Below are 15,019 nucleotides of genomic sequence, written 5' to 3'. Positions count from 1 at the left end.
AACGCCATACGGTTCGCCACCCAACTTGTCGAGGAGTTGATGGCGACTTTCCTGCTCAAATCGGAAGTCACTACATGTCTGCACAAATCCAAAACTCATCGTCGACCCACTTCACCCCCACCGCCTTCACCCGCCACAACCGCTTCCTCCACGCCTTCATGCAAGACCACGAAGCCTGGTTCTGCGTGCAAGATCTCGGTCGCTTGATGGGTTACCCCCTGAACGAACGCCTCACCCTGAAACTCGATCCCGACCAGCGTCGCCATGTCCTCCTGCGTCGGAACGGCGAAATCATCGATTGCGCGATGGTCAGCGAGTCCGGCCTGTTCGCCCTGCTCGTCCATCACTTCGTCCCGGAAAACCGACACCTGCGCCAATGGCTGAGCCATGAAGTCATCCCGATGCTGCGCGAAACTCAATCAAGCCCTGTGGAAAACCACCCGAGCTTGAGCTCAATGCATTGGGCAGGCGTTACCGTACCGCTGCTGCACTGGCAACAGCAGGCGTGGGTCAAATGGCGGGATGTGCCGGAGTTGATGCGCGGCCAGCGGCCGTATCCAGTTCTGGGAACGCTTAGCTGATCCAGATAAAAAGGGGCGGACCTTTCAGTCCGCCCCTTTTTATTTCCACTCAAAACCGCGAAACACTGCGCATCGCATCCACCAGATACCGCATCGCAATCCGGTCGCTCTCCGACAACTCGCGATAACGCTCCACCAGCTTCAGCTCTTCAGAACTCAATCGACGCCTTCTGCGGCCGCTGCCGAGGCAGGGAAAGATGCCGAGCATTTCGGCGATACCTTGTATTTTTGCCATGGACGATGTCCTTCAATACTTCAAAGAATTGCTAAACCACCACATCGCCCTGCCCCTTACAGCAGCGCCGTGTGCCCTACCGGTCAACACCGGTCATGCCCATAGAATAGAAATTAAATCGGCGCTGAAAAGCGGTTTTTAGAGTAATTAGTCGAAAAAAGCAGATATGCCGCATAAATCAGAACGCCCTGTCAGATTTTTAACCGACATGTCTTGTTTCATTGACACTCTGTCACTGTGAATCAACGAATTTTGCTCGGCGAGCGAACCGTTTAAGCTAGCCGGCATCTGTTTATAGTCCGTTGCGTTTGGCCGAAGGCTTGTCCGAACCGTAATTTCTGATCCAGCACGTGCCAGGAACGGCGCGGGATTGCTCACGACAGGTTGTATTTATGCACCGCAGGAATTTGCTCAAAGCGTCGATGGCCATTGCGGCTTACACCGGTCTCTCGGCTTCCGGCCTGCTGGCCGCCCGTGCCTGGGCAGCCAATGGTGGCGCCGCCGATGGCGAGGCCCAGGCTTTCGACTTCGAAGCGCTGAAGCGCCAAGCCAAGCAATTGGCCGGAACGGCCTATCAGGACAGCAAACAGGTGCTGCCGCCGACTCTGGCGACCATGACCCCGCAGAACTTCAACGCGATCCGCTACGACGGTGATCATTCGCTGTGGAAGGAAAACAAGGGTCAGCTGGACGTGCAGTTCTTCCACGTCGGCATGGGGTTCCGCCAGCCGGTGCGCATGTACAGCGTCGATCCGAAGACCCGCACGGCCCGTGAAGTGCATTTCCGTCCGACACTGTTCAACTACGAGAACACCTCGGTCGACACCCAGCAGCTCAAGGGCGACCTGGGGTTTGCCGGCTTCAAGCTGTTCAAGGCGCCGGAGCTGGATCGCCATGACGTGGTGTCGTTCCTCGGCGCCAGTTATTTCCGCGCGGTGGATGCGACTGGCCAATATGGCCTCTCGGCCCGTGGTCTGGCCGTCGACACCTACGCGAAAAAGCGCGAAGAATTCCCTGACTTCACCAAATTCTGGTTCGAGACCCCGGATCAGAACGCCACGCGTTTTGTGGTCTATGCGCTGCTCGACTCGCCGAGCGCCACCGGTGCCTACCGCTTCGACATCGATTGCCAGGCCGAGCGCGTGGTGATGGAGATCGACGCCCACATCAACGCGCGTACCGCCATCGAACAACTGGGCATCGCGCCAATGACCAGCATGTTCAGCTGCGGCACCCACGAACGCCGCATGTGCGACACCATCCACCCGCAGATTCACGACTCCGATCGCCTGGCGATGTGGCGCGGCAACGGCGAGTGGATCTGCCGTCCGCTGAACAACCCGGCGACCCTGCAATTCAACGCGTTCGCCGATACCGATCCGAAAGGCTTCGGCCTGGTGCAGACCGACCACGAGTTCGCCAACTATCAGGACACCGTTGACTGGTACAGCAAACGCCCGAGCCTGTGGGTCGAACCGACCACCGCGTGGGGCGAAGGCTCCATCGATCTGCTGGAAATTCCTACCACCGGCGAAACCCTCGACAACATCGTCGCGTTCTGGACCCCGAAGAAGCCAGTGGCTGCCGGCGACTCGCTGAACTATGGCTACAAGCTCTACTGGAGCGCCCTGCCACCGGTCGGCACGCCGCTGGCGCGGGTGCATGCGACCCGGTCGGGCATGGGTGGTTTCGTCGAAGGCTGGGCACCGGGCGAGCATTACCCGCCGGTCTGGGCGCGACGTTTTGCCGTGGACTTTACCGGTGGCGGCCTGGATCGCCTGCCGCAGGGCACCGGGATCGAACCGGTGGTCACTTGCTCCAATGGCAAGGTGCAGGACTTCAGCGTGCTGGTGCTTGATGACATCAAGGGTTACCGGATCCTGTTCGACTGGTACCCGACCAGCGACAGTGTCGACCCTGTGGAACTGCGCCTGTTCATCCGCACCAATGACCGCACATTGAGCGAGACCTGGTTGTACCAGTACTTCCCGCCGGCGCCGGACAAGCGCAAATATCCTTGATGATTTGAGGCGCCTGTAAGGGCCTCTTCGCGAGCAAGCCCGCTCCCACCCTGGATCCCGGTCGATCACACAGTTTGCGACCGACACAGAACCAGGGTGGGAGCGGGCTTGCTCGCGAATGCGTCAGAACATTCAACATCGGTTATTGAAGAAACTGCGTCAGGTCAGTGGGCAATACAGATGAATGTCTCTGGGTTCTTGATCAAACAACTCTGGATCCGCCTGATCAACCAACCGGCAACCCTGTCTCTGATAAAACTCCACAGTGTTGCGCGATTCAGTCGCTGAAACATACAACGCCTCGGCACCGAATCGCCGGCCCTGCTCGCAGGCCAGCGCAAACAACTTCGCCCCCAGCCCTTGCCCGCGGTAATCACGGCTGATGTGCAGAAACTTCAACTGGCGCATGCTCAACCCCTGATTGTGAATAACCCGGTTATCCACAACCACCGCCGCGACCAGCGCCTGCCCATCGAAAACCCCGTACAACCAGCCACCGCGCCGCAAGCACTTCTCCAGCGCCAGCGCGTTTTCCTCAGCTTCTCCCTCCGGCCAGCCACGCATGTCGAAATGCACCGGATACAGAATCAATTCACCGTTTTCCAGCCGATAACATTCTTCAACCAGCTCACTGCGGTCGATCTGCGCCAGCAGCGGCAAGTCGTGTTCGGTCAGTTCTCGCTCGATCAACATGCTCGACTTCCTTGGCAAATGGCAGGCAAGAAAAAACCCGCCGGTTCAATGGCGGGTTTATAGACGTTGCGCCGGTTTGAAATCAATCGCGCAGATCGGATTCGTGAATCGGCTGATCACGATGGGTCGCGCGCTGATACTGCGCCGGCCATACCGCTTTGCGCCCACCCAGATCATCGTCGGCATGCAGCGGCCAGTACGGGTCTCGCAGCAGCTCGCGGGCGAGGAAGATGATGTCGGCCTGACAGGTGCGCAGAATGTGCTCAGCCTGCGCCGGCTCGGTAATCATGCCGACGGTGCCGGTGGCGATGCCGGACTCCTTGCGCACCCGTTCGGCGAAGCGCGTCTGATAACCCGGCCCCACCGGAATCTCGGCGTTGGCGGCGGTACCACCGGAAGAGACGTCGATCAGATCCGCTCCCAATGCCTTGAGGCGGCGCGCCAGTTCCACGGTTTCATCCGGGTTCCAGCCGTCTTCCACCCAGTCGGTGGCCGAAACCCGGACAAACACCGGCAACTCTTGTGGCCAGACCTCGCGCACGGCCTCGGTGACTTGCAACACCAGCCGAATACGGTTTTCGAACGAACCACCGTATTGATCGCGGCGCTGATTGCTCAATGGCGACAGAAACTGATGCAGCAGATAACCATGGGCGGCATGCACCTCGACCACGCTGAAACCTGCGGTCAACGCGCGTTTGGCCGCAGCAACGAAGGCCTGGATGACTTCGGCGATTTGCCCTTCATCCAACTGCTTGGGTTGCGTGTGTTGCGGGTCGAAGGCAATCGGCGACGGCCCGACCGGGGTCCAGCCGCCATCCTCCGGCTTGACGCTACCGTGTTTGCCGATCCATGGCCGATGGGTGCTGGCCTTGCGCCCGGCATGGGCCAGTTGAATGCCAGCAACCGCACCCTGAGCCGTGATGAAACGGGTGATGCGTTGCAGCGGTTCGATCTGTTCGTCGTTCCACAAACCGAGGTCTTCAGCGGTGATTCGCCCGTCGGCGGTGACCGCCGTGGCCTCGGTAAAAATCAGGCCGGCACCGCCCACCGCGCGGCTGCCCAGATGCACCAGATGCCAGTCGTTGGCCAGACCGTCGACGCTGGAATACTGGCACATCGGCGACACGGCGATGCGGTTGGGCAGGGTCAGTTGGCGAAGGGTAAAGGGTTCGAGCAGCAGACTCATGGGGCACCTCTCAAATCAGTGGGCAGGCTCCAGGGTTCTGTTTGAAAAGTCGACGAGTGACAGGAAAAAGGTGCAGCACCCGCCCCCGCGGGCTAAACATTCGACAGACGTCACAAGGCCAATCAAGCAGTGCTTAGAGCCTAGTCGACAACCGGGGATGAGGGAGGGTTCAGAGTGATTCAGTGTGTGAAAGCCTGCTCGCGAATGGCGTCAGCGCGGTTCGATGTGGGCAATCATCAGTTGCACCGTCTCGTTGCCCCGGAACTCGTTGACGTCGAGCTTGTAGGCCAGCTCGACCCACTGAATGGTCGGGTTCGGCCAGACATCACGGTCGATGCCGAAAGCGATGCCATCCAGCTTCACCGACCCGCACTCGCTTTTCAGCACCACTTTCAGGTGCCGCTCGCCGACCACCCGTTGCTCGACCAACTGGAACACGCCATGGAACAGCGGCTCCGGGAAGTGCTGGCCCCAAGGCCCGGCATGGCGCAGGGCGCGGGCCAGTTCCAGATGGAATTCCTCGACCGCCAGCGTGCCATCCGAAAGCATGCGCCCGGTCAGGTCTTCCTCACGAAGTTGCCGACGCACTTCGGCATCGAAAGCTTCGGCGAACAGCGGAAAATTCTCTTGCGGCAAAGTCAGACCGGCCGCCATCGCGTGGCCACCGTACTTGGCAATCAGGTTCGGATGCTGCGCCGCCACCACGCTGAGGGCGTCGCGAATGTGGAAACCCTGCACCGAACGCCCCGAGCCCTTGAGTAAACCGTCACCGGCATCGGCGAAGGCAATCGTCGGACGGAAATAACGTTCTTTCATCCGCGAAGCGAGAATGCCGATCACCCCCTGGTGCCACTCGGGATCGAACAGACACAGGCCGAACGGCATCGATTCCACCGGCAAGTCCTTGAGCTGGGCCAGCGCCTCGCGCTGCATGCCCTGCTCGATGGATTTGCGATCCTGGTTCATGCCGTCCAGTTGCGCGGCCATTTCCCGCGCCAGATTGGCGTCGGCAGTGAGCAGGCATTCGATCCCGAGGCTCATGTCGTCCAGGCGCCCCGCCGCGTTCAGGCGCGGGCCGACGATAAATCCAAGGTCGGTGGAAGTGATTCGCGCCGCGTCACGCTTGGCCACTTCAAGAATTGCCTTGATCCCCGGTCGTGCACGCCCGGCGCGAATCCGCTCGAGGCCCTGATGCACCAGAATCCGGTTGTTGGCGTCCAGCGGCACCACGTCGGCAACGCTGCCCAGCGCCACCAGATCCAGCAGTTCACCGATGTTCGGCTGCGGCTTGCTCTCGTACCAGCCAAGGCTGCGCAGGCGCGCGCGCAAGGCCATCAACACGTAGAAAATCACCCCGACCCCGGCCAGCGCCTTGCTCGGAAACTCGCAGCCCGGCTGGTTCGGGTTGACCAGCGCATCGGCCAGCGGCAGTTCATCGCCGGGCAAGTGGTGGTCGGTGATCAAGACTTTCAGCCCCGCGCGCTTGGCGGCGGCGACGCCTTCGACGCTGGAGATGCCGTTGTCGACGGTGATCAGCAACTGCGGCTCGCGCGCCAGGGCAACCTCGACGATTTCCGGGGTCAGGCCATAGCCGTATTCGAAGCGATTCGGCACCAGATAATCGACATGCGCCGCGCCCAGCAGACGCAAGCCAAGCACGCCGACCGTACTGGCCGTCGCGCCATCGGCGTCGAAGTCACCGACGATCAGAATCCGTTGACGCTGCTCCAGCGCCGTCACCAGCAGATCCACCGCTGCCTCGATGCCCTTGAGCTGCTGGAACGGAATCAGCCGCGCCAGACTTTTATCCAGCTCCGCCTCGGATTGCACGCCCCGCGCCGCGTACAAACGGGTCAGCAAAGGTGGCAGGTCACCGAGAAACGGCAGCGTGGCAGGCAACGGTCGAGGATCAATACGCATGGGCTAACGGAAACTTCTCTTGAATACGTGGGATTAATCAGTGAACGACGCAGGATCAGCCGCGTTCACCTTGCAGCCATTGCAACTGGACTTCATGCTGACCGCGGTCGTCGGTGACGAAGATCGTGCCTTCGCTGATCATCACGTCCCACTTGATGACGCGCGGCATGTCCTTGGCCAGGGTTTCCAGCACTTCCTGCGGCACAGCGGCGATGTTGACGTTTTTCAGGTTCTTGATCGCCGGGATCACTTTGCCTTCCCACACGCGCAGACTGCCATAGGCCAGCAGGCTGGTGCGTTCGGTGCGACGCGAGCACCAGGTCAGACGATCGGCGTCCGGCTGGCCAACTTCGATCCAGTGCAGAACGCGATCATCCAGGCTTTTTTCCCACAGCGCAGGTTCATCCACGTCCGACAGACCACGGCCAAACGACAACTGCTCGTTGTACCAGAGGGCGTAGGCCAGCAGCCGCACGGTCATGCGCTCTTCGGTTTCCGAAGGGTGACGGGCGATGGTCTGCTTGACGCTCTCGTAGATGCTGCGGTCGAGGTCAGTGAGGTTCAGTTCGAATTTGTACGTGGTAGACGGCTGGGCCATGAACGGGCTTCTTGATACGAGGAAAGTCGGCAAGTCTAACCGATGCCGTAGGCAATCATCGAATTGATGGCGATCAACCTGCGGCGTCTGACAGCCGGCTATGTTAAAACGCTGTATCCGCTCAGCCTTGTCCTACAGGATTCAGTATGCCGTTCGCCAACAAACCGCTCAGCGGTGTGAAAGTCATTGAATTGGGTACGTTGATTGCCGGGCCGTTTGCCTCGCGCATTTGCGGCGAGTTCGGCGCCGAAGTGATCAAGATCGAATCGCCCGACGGCGGTGATCCGCTGCGCAAGTGGCGCAAATTGTATGAAGGCACCTCGCTGTGGTGGTTCGTCCAGGCGCGCAACAAGAAGTCGCTGACGCTGAACCTCAAGCACCCCGACGGCCTGGCGATCCTGAAAAAACTGCTGGGCGAAGCCGACATCCTGATCGAAAACTTTCGCCCCGGCGTGCTGGAAAAACTCGGGCTGAGCTGGGAAACCCTGCATGCCCTGAACCCGAAACTGGTGATGGTGCGCCTCTCAGGTTTCGGCCAGACCGGGCCGATGAAGGATCAACCGGGCTTCGGCGCGGTCGGCGAGTCCATGGGCGGTTTGCGCTACATCACCGGCTTCGAAGACCGGCCACCGGTGCGCACCGGGATCTCCATCGGTGACTCGATTGCCGCGTTGTGGGGCGTGATCGGTGCGCTGATGGCGCTGCGTCATCGCGAGGTCAACGGCGGTCTCGGCCAGGTAGTCGATGTCGCTTTGTACGAGGCGATTTTCGCCATGATGGAAAGCATGGTGCCGGAGTTCGACGTGTTCGGCTTCATCCGCGAGCGCACCGGCAACATCATGCCGGGCATCACACCGTCATCGATCCACACCAGCGCCGACGGCAAGCATGTGCAGATCGGCGCCAATGGCGACGCGATCTTCAAGCGCTTCATGCTGATCATCGGCCGCGAGGATCTGGCCAACGACCCGACACTGGCGAGTAACGACGGGCGCGACAGTCGCCGCGACGCGTTGTATGGCGTGATCGACCGCTGGGTCAATTCGCTGCCGCTGCAAAGCGTGCTCGACCTGCTCAATCAGGCGGAAGTGCCGGCCAGCCGGATCTTCAGTGCCGAGGACATGTTCAGCGATCCGCAGTACCTCGCCCGGGAAATGTTCCTGCAGGCGAAGCTGCCGGACGGCAAGCCTTTCAAGATGCCGGGCATCGTGCCGAAACTCTCCGAGACACCGGGTACTTCCGAATGGGTCGGACCGCAACTCGGTGAACACAATGCGCAGGTACTGCACGATCTTGGCTACGACGAACAGCAGATCGCCCGGTTGCGCGCAGACGGAGCTATCTAAGCTGAAACATCGGCAGACATCGGACGCCAACCGCGCCCACCACTGGTGGACGTGGCGGCTGTTCGGCCTGTTGTTTCTGCTCGCCCTGCCCGCCTGGGCGCAAGCGAAACCCACGCTGGTCTGGTTGCTGCGCGACCTGCCGCCCCTGACCATCTTCGAAGGCCCGAAAAAGGGCCAGGGCGTCATCGATCAACTGATGCCGATGCTGATCGCCGGCATGCCGCAATACGAACACACGCTGATGCGGGTCAATCGCGCCCGCGGCATGCAGATGCTGCACGAGCCGTCCTTTACCTGCGATCCGTCGCTGATCTGGAGCAAGGAGCGCACGCAATGGATCACTTTCTCTATCCCGGCGTTTCGCGCTGTCAGTAATGGTCTGGTGGTGCGTCAGAAGGATCGCGACGTACTGGCGCCGTACCTGATCGACGGTGAAATCGATCTGCCGGCATTTCTGGCCAATGGCGAGATCAAGGTCGGAGTTGTCGCGGAACGCAGTTACGGCGAGTATCTCGACAGTCTGCTCAAGCAGGCTCCCGGCGGTGCGTTGACGCCGCATTATGGCAACGACGCCCTGAGCAGCCTGCTGTCGATGCAGCGCCTGGGGCGTCTGCAAGTGGTGCTGGGTTACTGGCCGGAGATCCGCTATCAGGCGCAGCAGGCGCAAATTGCCGAAGACCAACTGGTGTTCTTTCCGATTCGCGGCACCGGCAAGTATCTGTCTGGCTTTGTCGGGTGTTCCGATACTCCTCAGGGCCGTCAGGCGATCAGTGAGATCAACCAACTGCTGCGTACCCTGCCCCACGAGCAACTGAACCAGTCGTATGCCGACTGGCTGGACCCCGAAATGCGCACGGATTATCTGCAACAGGCGCGGATTTTTTTCGAGCAACAGGCCACGCAGTAAAACCTGCGGGCAAAAAGAAACCCCGAGCAGTGGGGAGACAACTCGGGGTTAAACGCGGTCTGCTTAAAGACCCGTAGCAGCAAGCGACAAGCACCGGAGCACAATGCTTGATCCTGCTGTTACGGGGTCTGACTGACGGGGATGCAGGAAGGTTCCCACAAAAAATATTTCATCTTTACAGGGCCGCACGCTTATCCAGCGCCGCATTGCGCAAGGCCGCAATCACACAGGGCTCCAGCCGCCCTTCGGCGATCAGGACGTCACGGTGCAAACCGTCAACCACATCTGTCAGCAGGCGTTTGTCGCTCAACTGCGCCTGATTGAATTCGCGCTCCACCACGAGGGCGCCGTTGCTGTTCTTCAGCGTCACCAGGCATTCGCCATGGGCGCCACACGGAGTCAACGTCACCTGATACGGGCTCAGAGCCTCACCGAGCAATAGACTGATACTTTCCATCTCGATCTCCACTCAATAGTCCGAAAACATTGTGCCTGGGGCGTGTTCACAATAAATGACCACCGGCCCGAGAAGAAAGTTCTGAATACCGCGCTGCTCCCGGAGCAGTTAGCGGTCTGTCAGAGCATGCACGGTGAAGATGACAGAAACATAACCGTCGTCTCAAGCCCCCGCCGGATGGGTTGCCGCTTGCAGGTAGCTGTCCAGCAGCCCGCGCATCAGCACGGCCGAGACCGGCGTTTGCAAACGCCCCAGGAGTTTCAGCTCCTGCTGGTGAAGCAGGCTTTCGAGATCACTCAGCAGGCCGGGTGCCACACGCCCCAGCAGGATAAGCGCCCGCGCTTCCCGCCCGGCCACCAGATGACGGATCAGCGCCAGGCCCTCTCCCCCGCGCAGTTGCGGATCGCAAATCGCTATGTCGACCCGGGTGCGGCGCTCCAGCGAGCACTTTGCTGACGCCAGCGACGGCGCTGTCAGCACGTCGTAGATACCGACCGCATTGAGCATCTGGTGCAACGCCATCATTCGATAAGGATCGGGTTCGAGAATCAGTACTTTGAGCGAGCGCATGGACGACCTCTGAAACGGCAATCGCGGACTCGTCCGCAGTTGCTGCCCACTTTAGGGCAGCCTCCTTCAGTCCCCCATCGGAAAAGGAAGCGCGTGATATAGGAAATTTCCCTATATCAATGCGGATGTCCCGTCGTTGCCGCATCACGCCGGGTGATGTCCGTCCACCCGCCGAGCAAGCCTCGCAACTCCCCACTGGCGCAGTAAAACGGCACCGTCCATTGATAGATTTCGCGATTACCCTGCTTGAATTGCAGGCGACGTCTGCTGAAGCGGGTTCGGCGGGTTCTCAGCTGAATCATGAACTCCTCATGCAGCATGCCGGCGGTGGCACGCGGCAGGGCATCGACGTCGATCAAGCGGCACCCCTGCACCTGCTCAAAGCGGATCGACAACGCCTCTTCGTAGCTTTTGTTACAGAGGATCAGACGCCCTTCCAGGTCGCGAACGAACACCGGGTCAGGCATGGCGTCTATCAGCGCGCGCTGGAAGACCAATTGATCACCGAGTTGGCTTTGCACGTCTCGATGCTGTTTGATCAGCGCCGCCATTCGCCGATGCCATAACAGCGACAACCCACAAAAAGCCCCCACCACAAACACACCCCAGTAGCCCAAACGGGACCAGTGTTGCCAGCCCGCAGCAGCTGGTTTCGGCCCGATGCCGCCCAGCCAGTTCAGGCGAATGGCCCGCAGTTCGGAAGCCGGGAACGCTTCAAGCGCCTTGTTCAGGATGCTCAGCAATTGCGGCTGACCCTTGCGCACGGCCAGAAGATCCGCCTCCCATTTTCCCTCCAGCAATTCGCCAACCTTCAGCAAGCCTGAGGGATAGAGCTGCGCACCGATTTCGTTTTCGATGGTGGCATAGGCCTCACCGCTTTCGACCAGCGCCCGTGCCTCGGCATAGGTTTTCACCGAACGTAATTCGATGGACGGATAATCGCGTCGGATCACCCCCTCCAGCGCGTGCCGACCCGGCAATACCAGCACCCGTTTGGCCAACTGCTCCAGCGATTGCACTCCAGGCTCGCCGGCGCGGCCGACAAATACCCAACCGGCACCGCCAAAGGCATGACTGAAATCCAGACTCAACCGGCGCTCATCATTCATCGCCAGAGTCGTGCTCATGTCTGCGGCACCGGTTTCCAGGCGCTCGAGCATCTGCGCGGTGGAAAACGACTCCCGGTAAACGAATTGCAACCCGGTCATGGCACTGATGCGTTTGAGCACGTCGTTGTTCAAGCCGCTCCAATGACCATGCTCATCCAGAAACAGGTACAACGGGTACTGCTCCGCCGCCACGATCACCGTCGGGTTATCGCGAACCCATTGCCGCTCTGCTTCACTCAGCACAACGGTGCCGATGTTTAACTGCTCTTCATCATGCGCCAGATGCGCCGCAACGCCCACGCGCCAGCCAACCAACAGGCATAACAGAAAAACCCGCTTCAGGGCGTGTTTCCATCCTCTTTCAAACAGCATTGCCACTTCCTTCGTGATCGACTCACCCGTCCTTCATGGGCGAAAACCCGAGCAGTGTGGCAGCAGAAACAAAAAAGCCCGTCAGGAGACGGGCTTCAAAATGTGACAGCTTTTTCGGCTTACAGCGGCTTGCCGCGGTTGCCGTGCTGGCTGACAAAGGCCTGTACGGCTTTCAGCTCGTTTGGCAGAACGGTGCAGCGCTCGTTTCGCTCAAACAAATCAGAAAGATGTGCAGGCAGTTCGAGAGCTTTTCCTACACCCGCTTTCTCCACGGCATCCGGGAATTTCACCGGATGTGCGGTACCCAGGATCACCATCGGGATGTCCAGGCTGCGGCGGCATTCGCGCGCGGCCTTGACGCCGATGGCGGTGTGCGGATCCAGCACTTCGCCGCACTGCGCGTAGACTTCAGCGATGGTTTCGCAGGTTTGCGCATCGTCCACGGCCAGCGAGTCGAACAGCTTGCGGGCTTCGGTCCAGCGCTCTTGCTCGACGCTGAAACCACCGCCCTGCTTGAACGAATCCATCAGCCCGGCAATCGCCGCGCCGTTGCGACCGTGCAGGTCGAACAGCAGGCGTTCGAAGTTCGACGAAACCATGATGTCCATCGACGGCGACAGCGTGGCGTGCAGGGTTTCCTTGACGTACTGGTTGCCGCTCATGAAGCGGTGCAGGATGTCGTTGCGGTTGGTCGCGACGATCAACTGGTTGATCGGCAGGCCCATGTTGCGCGCCAGGTAACCGGCGAAGATGTCGCCGAAGTTGCCGGTCGGCACCGAGAACGCCACCGAACGCGCCGGGCCGCCCAGCTGCAGGGCTGCGTGGAAGTAGTAGACGATCTGGGCCATGATCCGCGCCCAGTTGATCGAGTTCACCGCCACCAGACGCGTGCCCTTGAGGAAGCTCTGGTCGGCGAAGCTGTTCTTGACCATTTCCTGGCAGTCATCGAAGTTGCCTTCGATGGCGATGTTGTGGATGTTCTCGCCGACAATGGTGGTCATCTGCCGACGCTGCACTTCGGACACACGGTTGTGCGGGTGCAGGATGAAGATGTCGACGTTTTCGCAGTGCTTGCAGCCTTCGATGGCGGCCGAACCGGTGTCACCCGAGGTGGCACCGACGATGACCACGCGCTCGCCGCGCTTTTCCAGCACGTAATCGAGCAGACGACCGAGCAGTTGCAGGGCGAAGTCCTTGAACGCCAGGGTCGGGCCGTGGAACAGCTCGAGCACCCATTCGTTGCCGTTGAGCTGACGCAGCGGCGCAACGGCGCTGTGCGAGAACACACCGTAGGTTTCTTCGAGGATCTTTTTGAAATCGGCGTCCGGGATGCTGCCGGTCACGAACGGGCGCATGACGCGGAAAGCCAGCTCGTGATACGGCAGGCCGGCCCAGGAGGCGATTTCTTCCTGGGTGAAACGTGGCAGGTTTTCCGGGACGTACAGACCGCCGTCGGTGGCCAGACCGGCCAGCAGGACGTCTTCGAAATTCAGGGCCGGTGCCTGGCCGCGGGTACTGATGTAACGCATGACTGACTCCAATGGAGAGTGTGCACAACAGTGGCCCCTTTCACGGGGCCATTGCAGGACAACGACTTAGTTCAGGTGCTCGACGCGGATCCGTACAACCGGATCATTCACGCCGGCCAGGGCTTCGAGGGCAGCGATCGCATCGTTGATACGCTGCTCGACCACGCGGTGGGTCAGCAGGATCATCGGTACCAGACCGTCGTGTTCCTCGACTTCCTTCTGCATGATCGACTCGATGTTGATGCCGCGCTCCGAGAGGATGCTCGCCACCTGAGCCAGTACGCCCGGATGGTCCTTGGCCTGGATGCGCAGGTAGTAGGCACTTTCGCAGGCTTCGATCGGCAGGATCGGATGCGCCGACAGCGAGTCCGGCTGGAAGGCCAGGTGCGGCACGCGGTTTTCCGGATCGGACGTCATGGCGCGAACCACGTCCACCAGATCGGCGATCACCGACGAAGCGGTCGGCTCCATGCCGGCACCGGCGCCGTAGAACAGGGTTGAACCGGCAGCGTCACCGTTGACCATCACCGCGTTCATCACGCCGTTGACGTTGGCGATCAGACGATCGGCCGGGATCAGCGTCGGGTGTACGCGCAACTCGATGCCGGCTGCGGTGCTGCGCGCCACACCGAGGTGCTTGATCCGGTAGCCCAGCGCCTCGGCGTAGTTCACGTCAGCGGTGGTCAGCTTGGTGATGCCTTCGGTGTAAGCCTTGTCGAATTGCAGCGGAATGCCGAACGCGATGGAAGCCAGAATCGTCAGTTTGTGCGCGGCGTCGATGCCTTCGACGTCGAAGGTCGGATCGGCTTCGGCGTAGCCCAGCGCTTGCGCTTCGGCCAGCACGTCTTCGAAGGTGCGACCCTTCTCGCGCATTTCGGTGAGGATGAAGTTGCCGGTGCCGTTGATGATCCCGGCGACCCAGTTGATGCGGTTGGCGGACAGGCCTTCACGGATCGCCTTGATCACCGGAATGCCACCGGCCACAGCCGCTTCGAACGCCACGATCACGCCTTTCTCGCGTGCCTTGGCGAAAATCTCATTACCGTGAACGGCGATCAGTGCCTTGTTCGCGGTGACCACATGCTTGCCATTCTCGATGGCCTTGAGTACCAGCTCGCGGGCAACGGTGTAGCCGCCCATCAGCTCTATGACGATGTCGATCTCAGGGTTCGTGGCCACTTCGAAGACATCGTTGGTAATCGCAATACCGGTCGTCTGGAACTGAGGCTTTGGCGTGCGCATGGCAATTTGTGCCACTTCGATCCCACGCCCGGCACGACGAGCAATTTCCTCGGCGTTGCGCTGAAGTACGTTGAAGGTACCGCCACCGACGGTCCCTAACCCACAGATGCCTACTTTGACCGGATTCACTGTGAACTCCCCATGAAACGGCCGACGCAAGGTCGGCCGGAAAACAACCGCGTGTTCGCGGCTCTCTATTAATGGCCCGGCGATGTTGCTGCCGGACCATGATCGTCAACGGCGGACCGTG

The 15,019-nt window shown here is 60.4% G+C and carries 14 protein-coding genes; 4 read left to right on the top strand and 10 right to left on the bottom strand.

Translation table 11 applies throughout. The features are described from left to right. The first annotated feature begins 74 nt into the window (after positions 1-74). On the top strand, positions 75-581 hold the full coding sequence (locus tag HDC30_RS25895) for a Bro-N domain-containing protein (protein WP_183785718.1): 507 nt from the start codon (positions 75-77) through the stop codon (positions 579-581). Positions 582-630: 49 nt separating this feature from the next. On the opposite strand, the gene HDC30_RS25890 is transcribed toward HDC30_RS25895, so the two are convergent. Continuing rightward, positions 631-816, bottom strand: coding sequence for a hypothetical protein (locus HDC30_RS25890; protein WP_003222012.1), 186 nt, complete (start codon positions 814-816; stop codon positions 631-633). A gap of 392 nt (positions 817-1,208) precedes the next feature. On the opposite strand from HDC30_RS25890, the gene HDC30_RS25885 reads away from it, so the two are divergent. Then, positions 1,209-2,837 (top strand): glucan biosynthesis protein D, encoded by a 1,629-nt coding sequence (locus tag HDC30_RS25885; RefSeq protein ID WP_103485374.1) that lies wholly within the window; start codon positions 1,209-1,211, stop codon positions 2,835-2,837. A gap of 159 nt (positions 2,838-2,996) precedes the next feature. On the opposite strand, the gene HDC30_RS25880 is transcribed toward HDC30_RS25885, so the two are convergent. The 4 genes from HDC30_RS25880 to HDC30_RS25865 all read right to left on the bottom strand — a co-directional run bounded on the left by HDC30_RS25880 (position 2,997) and on the right by HDC30_RS25865 (position 7,237). Next, positions 2,997-3,530 (bottom strand): GNAT family N-acetyltransferase, encoded by a 534-nt coding sequence (locus HDC30_RS25880; RefSeq protein ID WP_097086377.1) that lies wholly within the window; start codon positions 3,528-3,530, stop codon positions 2,997-2,999. Positions 3,531-3,612: 82 nt separating this feature from the next. Next, positions 3,613-4,719 carry an NADH:flavin oxidoreductase/NADH oxidase gene (locus tag HDC30_RS25875; RefSeq protein WP_134785512.1) on the bottom strand — a complete coding sequence of 369 codons (1,107 nt, stop codon included), beginning with the start codon at positions 4,717-4,719 and terminating at the stop codon, positions 3,613-3,615. 210 nt (positions 4,720-4,929) lie between these two features. After that, positions 4,930-6,639, bottom strand: coding sequence for a single-stranded-DNA-specific exonuclease RecJ (gene recJ / locus HDC30_RS25870; RefSeq protein WP_183785716.1), 1,710 nt, complete (start codon positions 6,637-6,639; stop codon positions 4,930-4,932). A gap of 55 nt (positions 6,640-6,694) precedes the next feature. Next, entirely contained in the window at positions 6,695-7,237 is a 543-nt protein-coding gene (locus HDC30_RS25865; protein ID WP_027610977.1) for a YaeQ family protein, read from the bottom strand. A gap of 146 nt (positions 7,238-7,383) precedes the next feature. Here HDC30_RS25865 and HDC30_RS25860 point away from each other — a divergent pair, with 146 nt between their 5' ends. Next, positions 7,384-8,583 carry a CaiB/BaiF CoA-transferase family protein gene (locus HDC30_RS25860; protein WP_183785714.1) on the top strand — a complete coding sequence of 400 codons (1,200 nt, stop codon included), beginning with the start codon at positions 7,384-7,386 and terminating at the stop codon, positions 8,581-8,583. After that, the gene (locus tag HDC30_RS25855) at positions 8,531-9,490 is read left to right on the top strand and encodes a TIGR02285 family protein (protein ID WP_260320019.1); all 960 of its coding nucleotides are present in this window, start codon (positions 8,531-8,533) and stop codon (positions 9,488-9,490) included. The genes HDC30_RS25860 and HDC30_RS25855 overlap by 53 nt, the downstream gene beginning before the upstream one ends. A 175-nt stretch (positions 9,491-9,665) precedes the next feature. On the opposite strand, the gene HDC30_RS25850 is transcribed toward HDC30_RS25855, so the two are convergent. The 5 genes from HDC30_RS25850 to HDC30_RS25830 form a co-directional block, all read right to left on the bottom strand. Beyond that, a complete protein-coding gene (locus HDC30_RS25850; RefSeq protein WP_027610974.1) occupies positions 9,666-9,947 on the bottom strand; it encodes a DUF3509 domain-containing protein in 282 nt (93 codons plus the stop codon). A gap of 162 nt (positions 9,948-10,109) precedes the next feature. Further along, positions 10,110-10,517 (bottom strand): DNA-binding protein, encoded by a 408-nt coding sequence (locus HDC30_RS25845; protein WP_183785710.1) that lies wholly within the window; start codon positions 10,515-10,517, stop codon positions 10,110-10,112. A 116-nt stretch (positions 10,518-10,633) separates the two neighbouring features. After that, positions 10,634-11,998 carry a transporter substrate-binding domain-containing protein gene (locus HDC30_RS25840; RefSeq protein WP_183785708.1) on the bottom strand — a complete coding sequence of 455 codons (1,365 nt, stop codon included), beginning with the start codon at positions 11,996-11,998 and terminating at the stop codon, positions 10,634-10,636. A 119-nt stretch (positions 11,999-12,117) separates the two neighbouring features. Further along, positions 12,118-13,527, bottom strand: a complete 1,410-nt coding sequence (gene thrC, locus HDC30_RS25835) for a threonine synthase (protein ID WP_027610971.1) — start codon at positions 13,525-13,527, stop codon at positions 12,118-12,120. Positions 13,528-13,593: 66 nt separating this feature from the next. Continuing rightward, the gene (locus tag HDC30_RS25830; RefSeq protein WP_183785706.1) at positions 13,594-14,898 is read right to left on the bottom strand and encodes a homoserine dehydrogenase; all 1,305 of its coding nucleotides are present in this window, start codon (positions 14,896-14,898) and stop codon (positions 13,594-13,596) included. Positions 14,899-15,019: the final 121 nt, after the last annotated feature.

This window comes from Pseudomonas sp. JAI115, from assembly GCF_014200835.1.
GTDB classification, from domain to species: domain Bacteria; phylum Pseudomonadota; class Gammaproteobacteria; order Pseudomonadales; family Pseudomonadaceae; genus Aquipseudomonas; species Aquipseudomonas putida_A.
The sequence above is the reverse complement of the archived record's forward strand: the minus strand, read 5'-3'. Positions and strand labels throughout refer to the sequence as shown.